The 14,003-nt window shown below is 50.6% G+C and carries 11 protein-coding genes; 1 reads left to right on the forward strand and 10 read right to left on the reverse strand.

The window, feature by feature from the left end; all coding sequences use genetic code 11:
• Window positions 1-18: 18 nt before the first annotated feature.
• From BN2762_RS06945 to BN2762_RS06985, 9 genes are all read right to left on the reverse strand, one after another.
• Complete coding sequence (locus BN2762_RS06945) at window positions 19-1,074, reverse strand: NAD(P)/FAD-dependent oxidoreductase (protein WP_230202446.1); 1,056 nt, start codon at window positions 1,072-1,074, stop codon at window positions 19-21.
• 250 nt (window positions 1,075-1,324) lie between these two features.
• Window positions 1,325-2,344 (reverse strand): SDR family oxidoreductase, encoded by a 1,020-nt coding sequence (locus BN2762_RS06950; RefSeq protein ID WP_055106286.1) that lies wholly within the window; start codon window positions 2,342-2,344, stop codon window positions 1,325-1,327.
• Window positions 2,345-2,576: 232 nt separating this feature from the next.
• Window positions 2,577-3,551, reverse strand: a complete 975-nt coding sequence (locus BN2762_RS06955; protein WP_055106480.1) for an endo-1,4-beta-xylanase — start codon at window positions 3,549-3,551, stop codon at window positions 2,577-2,579.
• 123 nt (window positions 3,552-3,674) lie between these two features.
• A complete protein-coding gene (locus BN2762_RS06960) occupies window positions 3,675-4,634 on the reverse strand; it encodes a carbohydrate ABC transporter permease (protein ID WP_055106287.1) in 960 nt (319 codons plus the stop codon).
• Between the two features lie 2 nt (window positions 4,635-4,636).
• Window positions 4,637-5,596: an ABC transporter permease gene (locus tag BN2762_RS06965; protein ID WP_055106288.1), complete on the reverse strand. Its 960-nt coding sequence runs from the start codon at window positions 5,594-5,596 to the stop codon at window positions 4,637-4,639.
• 78 nt (window positions 5,597-5,674) lie between these two features.
• The gene (locus BN2762_RS06970) at window positions 5,675-7,363 is read right to left on the reverse strand and encodes a type 2 periplasmic-binding domain-containing protein (RefSeq protein WP_055106289.1); all 1,689 of its coding nucleotides are present in this window, start codon (window positions 7,361-7,363) and stop codon (window positions 5,675-5,677) included.
• Between the two features lie 136 nt (window positions 7,364-7,499).
• A complete protein-coding gene (locus BN2762_RS06975) occupies window positions 7,500-9,044 on the reverse strand; it encodes a response regulator transcription factor (RefSeq protein ID WP_055106290.1) in 1,545 nt (514 codons plus the stop codon).
• A gap of 17 nt (window positions 9,045-9,061) precedes the next feature.
• Entirely contained in the window at window positions 9,062-10,858 is a 1,797-nt protein-coding gene (locus tag BN2762_RS06980) for a sensor histidine kinase (RefSeq protein ID WP_055106291.1), read from the reverse strand.
• Window positions 10,859-12,418: a helix-turn-helix domain-containing protein gene (locus BN2762_RS06985; RefSeq protein WP_055106292.1), complete on the reverse strand. Its 1,560-nt coding sequence runs from the start codon at window positions 12,416-12,418 to the stop codon at window positions 10,859-10,861.
• A gap of 134 nt (window positions 12,419-12,552) precedes the next feature.
• Here BN2762_RS06985 and BN2762_RS06990 point away from each other — a divergent pair, with 134 nt between their 5' ends.
• The gene (locus BN2762_RS06990) at window positions 12,553-13,239 is read left to right on the forward strand and encodes a polysaccharide deacetylase family protein (protein ID WP_262362798.1); all 687 of its coding nucleotides are present in this window, start codon (window positions 12,553-12,555) and stop codon (window positions 13,237-13,239) included.
• Window positions 13,240-13,501: 262 nt separating this feature from the next.
• On the opposite strand, the gene BN2762_RS06995 is transcribed toward BN2762_RS06990, so the two are convergent.
• Window positions 13,502-13,972, reverse strand: a complete 471-nt coding sequence (locus BN2762_RS06995; protein ID WP_055106294.1) for an SRPBCC family protein — start codon at window positions 13,970-13,972, stop codon at window positions 13,502-13,504.
• Window positions 13,973-14,003 lie beyond the last annotated feature (31 nt).

The following is a 14,003-nucleotide window of genomic DNA, read 5'->3' on the forward strand; positions in this document are numbered from 1 at the left end:
TCGCGAGCGAAGCTCCACTTACTTGATCATCTGCTTGATCAGCTCCCGATTTCTCGCCTTGAAAACCTCGTTGTGGGAGGACACCATGCCGCTGCGATGCGCATCCGGCTGAATATATTGCTTGGCCCGGTTAACTGCATTAGCCGCATCCTGGAAGGCTCCCGCAATAAGATTCAGCTTCCCGTCGTGCCTCAAAATATCTCCTGCGGCATACAGCCCGTCGATGGAGGATTCGCCTCCAGCGCTGCCCGCGATGTAATAATTGTCCGCAATCTCTATGTTCAGCGCGCTGTTCTTCAGCAGAGCCGTATCGCGCTCGTAGCCGTGATTGATAATGACTTCATCCACGGCAAGATACATAACCTCACCCGTCTCATGATTCGTCAACTCTACGCGCTCTATAGCCTCGTGGTTCTCTCCCGCGATCAGCTTCGTAATCGACGTGTTGAAATAACATTTAGCGGAGCTGCTCAGCAGCTGGGTCACTTGCGCCTCATGCCCGGACAACGACTCTTTGCGGTAGGTCAAATAGACCTGTCCGGCAATCGGCTCCAGTTCATTCGCCCAGTCGATCGCGGAATTGCCGCCCCCGGAAATGATCACCGTCTTGCCTTTAAAGCGCTGAAGCGACTTCACCGTGTAATTCAGGTTGGACACCTCGAATCTCTCTGCCCCTTCGATCTCCAGCTTCTGTGGATTTAATATGCCGCCGCCAACGGCGACAATTACCGTGTGGGAGTAGTGCCTCCGCCCCGAGGCAGCCTGCAGTGCAAATATCCCGTCTTCACGCCGAGAGATCGACTCCACCTTCTCATTCAGCACCACCTCGGGATCAAAGGTTAGCCCCTGCTCGACGAGCTGCTCAATTAGCTTCGAGCCCGGAACCGGCGTCAGTCCGCCGACATCCCAGATCATCTTCTCGGGATACACATGAATTTTCCCGCCCAGCCTTGGCTGATATTCTATCAGCTTGGTCTTCATCTCCCGAAGCCCGCTATAGAACGCGGAATACAACCCTGCAGGTCCACCGCCAATAATAGTTACATCAAATATCTCCTGCCCTTGCTGCTCCACAACCATTCACTCCTCAGCTATAATTACAGCCCTTGAATATATATTGAGACGTTCATTGGCCATTCTATAGTGATTATATTGAAAATGATAATCATTATCAAGTTGACATGGGGCCACTTCTTAGAAAAGTTATGATTTCAATGTTGCGTTTATTGCTCAGGAAATAACCTGAATATCAGAAAGCCCCTAAAGCGCATGGCTACCGCCTGCTGCCTTAGGGGCTTTGAACATTGCAAAATTATTAAATCTATTATTCAGTTACAACAGCCTTTACAGCACGGTCCATGGCATCGATCACCCTGTCGCACCACGCGTCGAATTCCGGATCCTCGAGCTGAAGCTCTGGATGGGCCAGGATGTACTGCACAGTCTGCTTGATGCCTTGATCAAGCCTAGTCGTTGCCACGAATTCTGGAACAAGGCGCTTCAGTTTAGAATTGTCGAACACTACCGAATTCGCTTTGTCCCCCAGCAGGCTGCCCCGTAAATCATCGGAGCTGCAGGCCGCCAGAAATTCGGAGGCTACATGAACCGCATTCAGCTTCACGCCCAAAGCATCCGCAATCATCTCATAAATTTGGTTCCAGGTCACCGTCTCATCGGACGTTATATGAACGGACTCGCCAATCGCATGGATGTTGCCCATCAGGCCGATGAAGCCCTTGGCAAAATCGCTGTTATGCGTCATCGTCCAAAGAGAGGTTCCGTCCCCATGAATGATGACCGGCTTGTTCTCGAGCATCCGCTTGGCAACCTGCCAGCTCCCCCTGCGGCCATGCACGCCCAGCGGGATGGAACGCTCGCAATACGTATGGCTTGGCCTTACAATCGTAATCGGGAAGCCATTCTCCCGGTACTGCTTCATTAGATACTCTTCGCAGGCGATTTTATTTCTGGAATACTCCCAATAAGGGTTCGATAAAGGCGTTCCTTCAGTAACTCTATAATCCGACAATGGCGTCTGATAGGCGGACGCCGAGCTAATGAAGATAAACTGCTTCGTTCTCCCGTTGAACAGGCGATAATCCCGCTCCAACTGCTCGGGGTGGAAGGCAATAAAATCGGCAACGACATCAAAGGCCATGCCCTCGATAAGCCTAGCCACCTCGGCCTCATCGTTGATATCGGCCTGGAGGAGGTTTACCCCGGCAGACAGACCGCTATTTCTTGTCCCGCGATTCAATAAATACAGCTCGCAATCCATATCCGCCAGCTGCTGTGTAATGGCCGAGCTAATCGTTCCTGTTCCACCGATAAATAGTACTTTCATAAGACACCTCCGATTGTGGTTGCTTCCACCTTCAATCTAACATGCATGCGCCTCCAAGACAATGTAACCGACCTCCCGGGAGTTGCTGTATACAATTTAACCAGGACGCCCCGCCAAAAAAGGAGTCCGTACCGGACTCCCTTCCTTACTTCAAATGAATTGTCGCCTTCTCAGCTTTACGCTATCCCCACCGTGCTTCGCCCCGTCAGACCCCAATCCTAGAATAGCGAGGTCACTGGCGGGAAAGTGCAGCAACCCGATGAAATGCCAGTTTGGGATGATGCTGCTCATCGAACAGGAAAGGCCAATTTTTCCGCCCCCGGACGGGAAAATCGTTCAGCCACGTATAATCATCCGCAGCCCCCCAGAAGGTCACGGAAGTGATTACATCCCGGTATTCCCTCAGCAGCTTGAAAATTTCCTCATACCGCTCAGCCTGCAGCTCAAGCAATTCCGCCGGAGGCTCGGTTATATCCGTACGCTTGTCGTCAAAACGAAACAGCGACATATCCAGCTCCGTAAGCTGCAGCTGCAGGCCAAGAGAAGCATACTTCTCCAGTGCCGCTCGGATCTCGCCGAGAGAAGGACCATACAAATTCCAATGCGCCTGCAGTCCAATGCCATGAATAGGCACGCCTTGCTCCAGCAGCGACTTCACCAGAGCATGGATCTTGTCTCGCTTCGCCGGATTGGACTCGTTGTAGTCATTATAGAAGAGCAGCGCATTAGGGTCAGCCTCATGAGCATACTCGAACGCCCGGGCAATGAATTCCGGTCCGGCAATATCCAGCCATTTCGACCGGCGCAGCAGGCCGTCTCCCTCGTCCTCTATAACCTCGTTTACCACATCCCAAGCATAAATATCGTTTTTATAACGTCCTACTACCGTATGGATGTGCGATTTCAGCCTCTCCAGCAGAGTTGCCTTATCTACAGGATTTCCCTGCTTGTCTTCGAACAGCCAGCCTGTGGACTGGTTATGCCACACTAAAGTGTGTCCCCGCATCGCCATGCCATGCTTCCGGGCGAAGGCCGCCAATCGATCCGCCTCGTCAAAAGCATAAGCCCCCTCCTCCGGCTGCAGACTGGCAAACTTCATTTCATTCTCTGCCGTAATACTGTTGAAGTGATAAGCAAGCAGCTCCTCCTGTGTCCGTATAGTCATCGGATTAACAGCGGCTCCGATCTGAAAGTCCTCCGCAAACATCTCCTTCAGCGCTGCCTCCGTGCGAATAGCTCTCGTGGTCAAAACAATTCCTCCTGTCTGGTCATTCGCTCCAGTAATTCACATCCCTATATCGCCCGTATCCCCATATCGCTTCCATAACCGTTACTCCTTAACGCTTCCTACATTCAGACCGACGACAAAATACTTCTGCATGAAGGGGTAAACCAGCAGAATAGGCACGGAAGCCACAACCGTCACCGAAGCCCGAATCGATAAAGGCGTCACCATTTGCGCGGCCGCACCCTGAGTCATGCCTGCCCCCGCAGCTACTGAAGGATTGTTATTAGCATTCATACTCGAGGATAACAGCTTCATCAGTTCGTATTGCAAGGTGCTCAGCTCCTGTCTAGAGGAGGTGTAGATGAAGGCGTCAAACCAGGAGTTCCATGCCCCGACAGCAACAAACAATGCAATAGTGGCCAACACTGGCTTGCAGAGCGGGAAAATGATCTGCCAGAAAATTTTGAAATCACCGGCTCCATCGATCCTCGCCGACTCGACCAAGCTTTCAGAAATAGATCCGATATAGGTACGGATCACGATCATGTTAAACGCGCTGATCATTGAAGGGATCACGTACACCCAGAACGAATTGATCAAGTGCAGGTCCTTCATCAGGAAGTAGCCTGGAATCAGACCGGCGTTAAAGTACATCGTCAGGATAAAAATGAAGGTAATCGGCTTGCGGAACACATACTCCCGCCGGCTCAGTGTATAGGCCAGCATCGTTGTCAGGAACAAATTCAGCAAGGTCGACAACACCGTTCTGGCTACCGAAACCCAAAATGCGTTATATATCGTTCCCGAGACGAAAACCGCCTTGTAGTTCTGCAAGGTGAATTCCCTTGGCCAAAGATATAATCCGCCACGGATCGTATCGTTCCCTGCATTAAGGGATACGACGATCGTGTTTAGAAATGGATATAAGGTGACGATGACCAAGACAACCATGAATATCGTGTTGAAGGTATGGAAGATTATCGGTTCTATCCGTCCTCTTCTGATGCGTCTATTGACTGCCGCAACAGTTGCCGGCCTTGGGGTGGTTGAATGATTTGCCATAACTATAACAACCTCTCTTCCCCTAGTCGTTTAGCCATCCAGTTTGCAAAGAGCAGCATGGTCACGCTAACGACCGTTTTGAATATACCAGCAGCAGTAGCTAGTGAGTAATTGCCTTGAGCGAGCCCATATTTCAACACGAAAATATCTATCGTCTGCGACCAGTCGAGGACAAGGCCGTTACCCAGCAGATATTGAACCTCGAAGCCTGCTTCGAGAATATGACCGATCGACATGATCAACAGAATAATAATCGTTGGTTTTATGCCCGGCAGTGTAATATGGAGCATTTTCCTATAGCGGCTTGCTCCATCGATATCTGCAGCTTCGTACAGTGCGGGATCGATTGCGGACATGGCGGCCAAGTAGATAATCGTATTCCAGCCGACTTCTTTCCACACATGCGAAGCACCGACAATGCCCCAAAAATACTTTCCTTCGCTGAGCCATTGAATCGGCTCTTTAATCAGATTTAGCTTAAGCAGGACGTCGTTGACAATTCCGTCTGAAGCTAGCGAAGTAGCTACAATTCCAGTTACGATAATCCATGATAAAAAATGCGGCAGATAGGATATCGTCTGCACGGTTCTTTTCCAGAATACCTTCTTGATTTCATTCAGCAATAAAGCCAATATAATCGCGGTCGTAAAGCCGAGAATTAGATTAATAACACTCATCGCAAGCGTATTTCGAAGCACCTGCAAAAAACTGTCGTCTTTAAACAAAAATTCGAAGTGTTTAAAACCTACCCATTTCTGATCACTGAAGCTGCGCGCTGGCTTATAGTCCTGGAAGGCCATGGTCCAACCCCAAATTGGAACATAGGCGAATAAAACGATGTAGGCCAGAAGTGGCACTGACATGTAGATCAGCTGACTCTGGCTTTTAATGAGGGACCAGGTCATTTTCTTTTCTTTTTTAGACTTCCGGCCGGTACGATCTTTCGTTAATGTCTCATCCATAAGCGTTTTCTCCCCAAAGCCTGTAATTACGGAAGGCGGGAGACAAATGCAGATGTCCTCCACCTTCCGATTCAACCCTTATTTCACTGACCAGGTATCCCTTCTCCACTGCAATACTTCATTGATGCGATCTTCATATGCCTTGATGTTAAGCTTCCTGATTTCGGACACATACTCGTTCCATACATTTTCGAAATCGGCTGGCTTGGCAAGAATGGCTTTCGGCAAATACTTCGTCGACAATTCATTTTGCTTCGTATTTACAATTTTGGCTTCAGATCCATCCACCAAGTCTACGGACCAAGCTGGATAAGCAATGTCATTCTCCGGTGCCTCACTAAAGAAGTCAACGGGACTGTCAAAGCCGTAAGCTTCAAGGAACTGTCTATCATACGGTTTCAACCCAGCCTTGAATTCTTCAGGTTGAGCGGCTGCATCCGTGGAGTTCCCATCGGAGAAGTAACCTTCCATTTTCGGTGCAAATTTAAACCAAGCATCCGCTTTGTTGGCCAATTTCCAGGTGCCGTCATTAAAGTTATCACGCTGCTCTTGCGTTTTCATGAAGCGACCTTCCTCATTGACATAGTAATCCTCGTCTGGAATTCCCCAAGAGAGAATTTTCTGCCAATCCTCTTCTATCAAGCGATCCATTAACTTAATAATCTTCACAGGATCCTTCGCGTTGACACTAATGCCAAAACCGTTGTTGAGGTTCAGTGCCGGACGATCCTTATAGTGATCCCTTATGCTTGTATCGTATACGAGAGGAAGACCTATATAAGTTCTTTCGAGCTTCTCCTGTGTAATTAAGGATTCCTCAGCCGTTTGGAAATTCCAATGCTGGTCAAACATACCGAGAACGGCACCGCTTGAAATTTTGGCCATATACTGGTCGTAGTTTTGGGTAAATGCCTCTTTATCGACTAATCCGGCCGCATTCATTTCATTCAGCTTTTGATAGTACCGCTTCGCGTAATCCTTATCAGCAAAAATCTCCGCTTTGCCGTCTTTGACAACGACGCCACCGTCATTTGGATGACCGATCAAATGCTGCGGAGCGTTGAACAGACTCCAGTTTCTCCAGTCATAGTTCAGGATCTCGAAACCAATGGTCGGGGTTCCGTCGATCGTTGGGTATTTCTCCTTATACTTGGCGATCAAATCAAAGTATTCATCCAGCGTCTTGACTTGAGGATAACCTGCATCCTCCAATACCGCTTTTTGAATCCAGAAGGCCGGTCCTGCATACCAGTTGCTGGCAGGGTCGGCGTTCAAAACGCCATAGTTCGGAAGAATATAAATATGACCGTCATTTGGATCCTTCATCATATTCCAATATTTTTCATAATGTTTTTTCAAGTTCGGAGCGTGTTCCTCGATCAGATCCTCCAGAGGAATATAAGCCCCGGCTGCAGTCAGCTTCGTATTTCCTGTCATCATGTCAGGATAATCGCCGCCAGCGATCATAACGCCCAGCTTCTGGTCAATGTCGCCCGCCAGGAATTCAAACTTGAAGGTAGCACCTGTCTCTTCTTTGATCTTCTTGTATATTTTATTGTCCGGCGTCGGCTGCTGTCCGGCTTCCCCGATAAAGATACTGATTTCGAACGGTTCTACCTTGCCATCATTATTTCCGGTCGCCGTCTGCTCCGGAGTATTGTTCCCGCTTGGCTTCGCATTCCCGCCGCTGCAGCCCGATAGAACGACGCTGAGCGACAACAGCAGAATTGTCCCGAGCCGAAGCCATGTCTTAGATGTACCCCCCATTGTTTAAAGCACCTCCGCAAAAATTTTTAGCTACACACAAGCTTCCATTGTAAGCCCTTTCATGTAACTTATCTTTATTTTAGAAGTGCTATCCGGGCTGAACTATAGCACAATTAAAGGTCTCACCCTAAAAATATTAGAACATGGTGCTTCTTTTTTTGTATTCATTCGGGGACATCCGCATCCGGGCCTCAAATTGCTTGAAGAACTGGCCGTAATGACTGTAGCCGACCCGCTCGGCTATTTCGCTGTTCTTCAGCTCGCTCTGCTCCAGCAGGCGCGCCGCCTCTTCAATCCGCAGATCATGAATGAGCTCATTAAAGCTGAGTCCATTCTTCTTCAGCAGCAGCTGCCCTAAATATGCCGGGTGCATGTAGAATATTTCGCCCAATTTCTTCAGGGTGAGGCGCTCGCGGAAATGCTCCCGAATGTAATCATTGACCTCCTGCACAACCCCCTGTGACTGCTTGGATTGCTCTTTGGCAAGCAGTTCAATGCCTTCCGTGCCGCATGCCAGCAGAAGCTCCATCAGATCGCTCAGAATATAGACCGAATCCGATAATCCGGGAAGCTCATATTTCCCGAACAGCTGCCCCGGCTTCGTCTCGCTGGTCTTCTCCACATATTCCATGATTCTGCACATGATATGGATCACGGCCTTCTTGACGATTTCAGGGGCGATCAGCATTTCCCGAAAGCTTCGAGCCGCCGAATGTATGGCCTCCTGTAATGCCTCCTGATCCAGAAGAGTAACCGCCAAAGTAATCCGTTCGACCAGCTGCAGCTGATCATAATGATAATTCAGAGGACCCTTCGAAATTTGTTCATAGCGGAATATACGGTCGTATGCCGTGTCATAGAATTTATAAATCATCGCTGCCTTGGCAGTTCGATAACTATGGCCGATCTGGAGCAAGTCTCCTGCTTCCTCGCCCGTAACGATAAATACGCGCTGCCCAGCATATAGCCGCACCAGCTCCCAGAGCATCCGGCACGAGGCCTGCTCCCCGTCCTTGCTCCCGGATTGGCCGTATACGATGCCGAAGCGGTTCATGTCCAGATCAATGAGATACATCGCTTCTTCCTGATACAGCAGAGCCGCCGCCTGGCCCCGCAATTCGGCAAAAGCATCCGCTTCCGTCTGCACGAGGCAGAAGTTCCATCTCTCCCGGATCTCTGATACCCGGCCTAACAGCGAAGCCGCGGCTGGATCCGAGGGCTGCCCCTGCAGCATAGTCTTAATGCCCGATACAATTTCCTCATAGGAGGCGATCTGGTTCAGGCTCTGCTCCTCCTTCTCCTGTACCAGCACCTTATGAATTTCAGCCAGCTCCTTCTCGGCCTCTTCAGGTATGATCGGCTTCAACAAATAGTGATTCACGCCGTAACGCAGCGCCCGCTGAGCATACTCAAATTCACTGTACCCGCTGAGAATGACGAAGCGAACGCCGCGGGTCTGCTCCTCCTGCCAGGATGCGATCATTTCTAGCCCGTTCATCAGCGGCATGTTGACATCCGTCACGACCAAATCCGGCTGAAGCTCTTTGATCAGCTTCAGGCCTTCAACTCCGTTACTTCCGGTCCCGCATACCTCGAATCCGATGCCCGGCCAGTCGATCCACAGCTGCATCCCCTCCAGCGCACCGGGCTCATCGTCAATCAAGAGCACTTTGAAGGTCATGATCTCTTCCCCCTTAGTTATGCATGTTCAAGAAGCTTAAGCGGAATTTCATAGCTAATCTCAGTTCCCTGTCCAGGCTGGCTGACAATATCGAAGCGAACCTGGTCGTCATAATACAATTCCAGCCGCCGGTAGACATTGCGCATACCGATGCTCGTTCCTGTGGAATTCTCATTGCGCACGGCGAGAATAATCTCCCGAAGCTTGGCTGCCTCCATGCCCTTGCCGTTATCCGCAATGACGATGCGCAGGCGGGCATCCCTCACCGTGGCGCTGATCCGCACCAGGCCGAGCCCGTCGATCGCCTGGATGCCATGCTTGCAGGCATTCTCGACGAGCGGCTGAATGCTCATCTTCGGAATTTTATATTGGAGCGCCTCTTCCTCGATCTCGAACTGATAATCGAATTTCTCCCTGAAGCGGAATTTCTCGATCTTCAAATACATCTCAATGAACATAAGCTCTTCCTCAAGCGTTACGACATCTTCCTTCCAGCCGAGCAGCCTGCGCAGCAGCTTGGACAAGCTCTTGATGATATCGGTCACGTCGGAATAATTGTTCTTCGTGCATACGACCAATATAGCGTTCAACGTATTGAACAAGAAGTGGGGATTCATCTGGCTCTGCATAAAATTGAGCTCTGCCCTCACCCGCTCCATCTCCAGGCTTTTCTTCTGAATCTCGAGCTTGTACACGTTGTTGATCAGGGAATTGATTTTCGCGGTCATCCGGTTGAAATTGCGGATCAAGCCGCCGATTTCATCGCGTCCCTCGTCAATCTGAATCAGATCGAATTTCTCGTTGGATACCTTCTGCATATGTCTGGACAGCCGCTTGACCCTGTAGTTATAGGAGCGCAGCATGACGTAAATAAATATCGTGGCCATCAAAGTAACGGCCGCAGCCATCGCGCCAACGAACAAACGCATGTCGAGCATGGCCTTGGAAATCCGCGTGCCCTCGACGAGTCCGATCAGCCGCCAGCCTTTTACGTATTTGGCCGTCCCGATTGAAACCATATGTACATCCTCGTCCTTATAATGCTCGGGCAGCTTAAATACGGGATACGGATCCAAGCTGCCTCTCTGATAGCCGCTCTGCGACGACATAATAATCTGGTTGCGCTCATTGACCAGGTAGAGATTCAGATAGTCTTTCTCCCGCACGATCACATCGTAAATTTTGCTTAGGTCGATATCGATGCGCAGCAGCTTTTCATAGGTATTGAAATGGTCGATATAATCCATTTTCTCGATCACGCTCAAATAAGGGACCGTAAAAGTCCTGTCGCTGCTGCCCGTGGCCTGGTACGCCGCAACCAGCACGCTCTCGTCCGACGCCTTCCACAGCTTATACCAGTCGCTGCGCTTCACCTCCTCATTGATGACCTGATAATTCCCTCCGCTTACGATGGATTCATTGTCCGTAAAAATCGTAATGCGCTGAATCTGGTTATTGACCGGCATGTAGCTGGTTACCCGGTGGCGAAGCTGCTCATCGAACGCGACATAGAAGTCCAGCTGGTCCTCATATACCTGATCCAGCATTTCGTACAGCGTTCTATCCCTGCTCAAGGCATGGCTGACCGCCACGCCCCCATCGAGATAGTCGTGGATATCCTTGCGGGCCCGCTCCAGCGAAATTTCCAGGTTCTGCTCCTCCCTTGACGTAATCAGCTGGGACATGCGATCCATAAAAAATATATTCAGAAGAATGATCGGAAGAAGCACGCCGATAAAGAAAATGAGCAGAAACTTATAGTTTAGCGGAATATCATTCACGATTTTTCTAAGCTTGAATTTACTCTCAGACATCTACAGCTCCTCCTGGTTCCAAGCCGCCTTAATCCCGGCAGCCTGCTTGTATGCCGATGGCAGCATCCCGGTGCTCTGTTTGAATTTATTAATAAAATAATCCGTATTGGGGTAGCCGACCTGCACGGCTACATCGGAAATCTTCAGCTGGGTCCGCTTCAGCAGGCGCTTGGCTTCCTCAATCCGCTTCTCGTTCAAGTACGCGTTAAACGATTGCCCCGTATTCTTCTTGAATAACTGCCCCAGATAAGTCGCGTTCATGTGAAATTGACGTGCCAGCTCCTGAAGCTGGAGCCTGCTGCGGAATTCCCGGTCAACGTACTGGATGACATGAAAGATCGTATTGGACTCATTCTCCCGTTTCAATTCGCTTATTCGCAGAGCCCCACGAGCGCATAGCTGCTCCACGTACCGCTCCAACCTGCAATAATCCGCCTGCTCGCCCAACAAACCGCACTTCTCCTGCACCGTCCCCATCAGCGTATTCGGATCTCCGCCGAGCTCTGCGATCCGCTCGCAGATCAGCCATTCCAGGTTAACGACATAAGCCTTCGCCGCCTCAATGTCGGGCACGCGGCAGACGAAGGAAGCGATAAATTCCTTTACGGAGGCCCCGATATTTGTCTCGTCTCCGGCAAGAACAGCAGCAAAGAGCTGATCAAGCTTCGCTTTGAGCGCTTCGTAGTTCACTTGGCCTTTGTAATCCCCGCAAAAATAGAACAGGCCGGTTCTTCCCTGACCCCGCTTGGCCCGGGCCACTTCGGCCGCTTGCCGGTACAGCTCCCGGATGGAGGCGATTCCCCGGCCCGTGCCGCTAACCGCTATCATGACAGGCTCCTCCGAGCTTGCCGATAGCCGCCTGTGCAGCTCAGCACCGGCCTCCCCTACCCTGCCATCCAGACTCCGATTCGCTTGTACGAACAAGCCTGTTCTTCCGGATGGGTCAAGGAAGGCGTGAACGGCTTCCGCTGGAAAGAAAGCTGCAGCCCATGAGCTCAAGTCCTCGGAAGCGGCAGCGGCTTCGATCAAGATGCATTGCAGCTCCGAGTCCTCCCGCAGCTGCATCGTGCTTGCAGCCTGCTGCCACAGGCGTTCGCCCGTCTCCCCCTGAATCAAGCGCTTAATGATGTTGTTCACGACAAATTGCTGCTGCTGCCGGCGGGCTTGCTCCGAGGCAAGTTCGTTATGAATGCTGGTGCTAAGCTTGACCAGCAAGGCATCTATATCCTCATCATCTACGGGCTTGAGCAGATATTCGGCTACTCTCTGCCGCATAGCGGCCCGCGCATAATCAAAATCGTCGTAACCGCTCAGCACAACGAATTTGGGCGGCCGCGGCAGGAGCCGGTTGCACTGCTCAATCAACTCAAGGCCGTTCAGGTTCGGCATATGGATGTCCGTGATCACCAGCTCGGGGTGATGATCCTGTATCAGGCGGAGCGCCTCGGTACCATTCAGCGCTTCTCCGCAAATGCGGAAGCCGTATTTATCCCAAGCAATCATCGTCCTCAGCCCTTCGAGAATCCAGGGCTCATCATCTACCAGCAATACATTCAGCATGTTCATTCGCCTCCTCTGTTCTATTGCTACTCGTGAAAGCGCATTCATATTTCCCAATGTCCTGACTGCGGTGAAGAGATACTTAAGTAAGGCTGATTCTATCAAAGGAGGATTAAAAAAGAAATATCGAGAAGATATATAATTATCATTTTGATATTATCGAAAAGGAGGCTTCATTCATGTTCAGCACCGCAGTTATTCATAAATTCGATACCGATCAGAAAGCCGTTGCGTTTACTTTTGACGATGGTCCACACCCTGTCTATACGCCCCAAATCCTGGATATTTTCCGGGAAGCGGGCGCCGCGGCCAAGGCGACCTTCTTCATGGTCGGCAGCCAGATTGAGCAGTATCCCGAGCTAGCGCGCACCGTTCACGGCGAAGGGCACGAGATCGGCAACCATACTTATACGCATCCTTATTTATCGAAGCTTAGCGCAGAGGAATTCGCCGAGGAAGTCATTCGGACGGAGCGCCTGATTCAGGAGACGATCGGCGTTAAGCCGCTAACCTTTCGTCCTCCTTATTTTGATTATAACGAGCAGGCCGCGGAGTGGATCAGCAGCCGGGGGTATATCACGGCCGGAGCGGTAAACGGCGAGGCCATGGATTGGGAGCAGCCGGGAGTGGCGCATATTGTCGAGAAGACGCGGGAGAAGCTGTCCCCGGGAAGTGTGCTGCTCTTTCACGACGGCTTCGGCGACCGCTCACAAACGGTAGAGGCAGTACGCACGCTCGTCACTGAGCTGGCTGCCGAAGGATACCGCCTGGTCACCGTCAGCGATTTAGTCAGGATGTCCTCCTCGGTCAGAGGGGAGTAAAGGTATACAAAGGGAGCCGCATTTCATGCATCATGCAGCTTCCTTTTCTTCCTGAACTTATTCGGCTACCTATTCGGCTTAATCCGTTTGCATGCCTCCCCTGCATTTTCGTCTCCTATTTTGACTGCAGAAGATCAAGCCCTAGAATACGTGATTGTCACTTCAGCACAGCATGCTTTGTTGAGCAATTGAAAAGGTGTAGGCCAGATAAATTTCTCTTTTTCGTGTATGGCCGCAAAAAAAGAGGAGAGGCGAGCCTCTCCTACTTCAAAAGAATTTCTTTATATTTCTCGTACCATATTTTCCATTCTTCATGTCGTCGTTCAACAGCCTGCCCGTTCATCAATTTCTGTATAACATTCAGGCATACATGCCAGCCGGCTAGATCCTTTGGGGTATGGTCCGTAATTTTGACTAACTTCTCAATGAGGATGAGACGGCACCCGCCCGCTTCCGGATGTATCTCAAAACGCACCTGATCCCCGCCCCATGCGTATTCCAGTACGGAGCCTGGCCTGAGCCCTATAATCTTGAGCTCTTCAAACGTTCCGTTCTGCATATCGAACCTGACGGCTCCTCCTTCACGGAGATCGTCGATCCGAAGCTCCGGGAACCATTGGGCCAGCTTGTCGTTCTCGGTCAACCAGGACCAGACCTCCCGGGCAGAATGCTCGAGGTACCGTTCAAAATATGCGATATATCCTTGCCCGGCCTGCCGGATGTCTGCTAACAATAGAGTTCCTCCTCATCTAGCGGCGCCGCTT

Origin of the sequence: Paenibacillus ihumii (assembly GCF_001403875.1) — a bacterium.
GTDB classification, from domain to species: Bacteria; Bacillota; Bacilli; order Paenibacillales; family Paenibacillaceae; genus Fontibacillus; species Fontibacillus ihumii.

Coding starts and splice junctions, on each gene's coding strand:
- BN2762_RS06950 (WP_055106286.1), bottom strand. CDS start 2,344: ATGAAAGTACTATTTATCGGTGGAACAGGAACGATTAGCTCGGCCATT.
- BN2762_RS06955 (WP_055106480.1), bottom strand. CDS start 3,551: ATGTTTGCGGAGGACTTTCAGATCGGAGCCGCTGTTAATCCGATGACT.
- BN2762_RS06960 (WP_055106287.1), bottom strand. CDS start 4,634: ATGGCAAATCATTCAACCACCCCAAGGCCGGCAACTGTTGCGGCAGTC.
- BN2762_RS06965 (WP_055106288.1), bottom strand. CDS start 5,596: ATGGATGAGACATTAACGAAAGATCGTACCGGCCGGAAGTCTAAAAAA.
- BN2762_RS06970 (WP_055106289.1), bottom strand. CDS start 7,363: ATGGGGGGTACATCTAAGACATGGCTTCGGCTCGGGACAATTCTGCTG.
- BN2762_RS06975 (WP_055106290.1), bottom strand. CDS start 9,044: ATGACCTTCAAAGTGCTCTTGATTGACGATGAGCCCGGTGCGCTGGAG.
- BN2762_RS06980 (WP_055106291.1), bottom strand. CDS start 10,858: ATGTCTGAGAGTAAATTCAAGCTTAGAAAAATCGTGAATGATATTCCG.
- BN2762_RS06985 (WP_055106292.1), bottom strand. CDS start 12,418: ATGCTGAATGTATTGCTGGTAGATGATGAGCCCTGGATTCTCGAAGGG.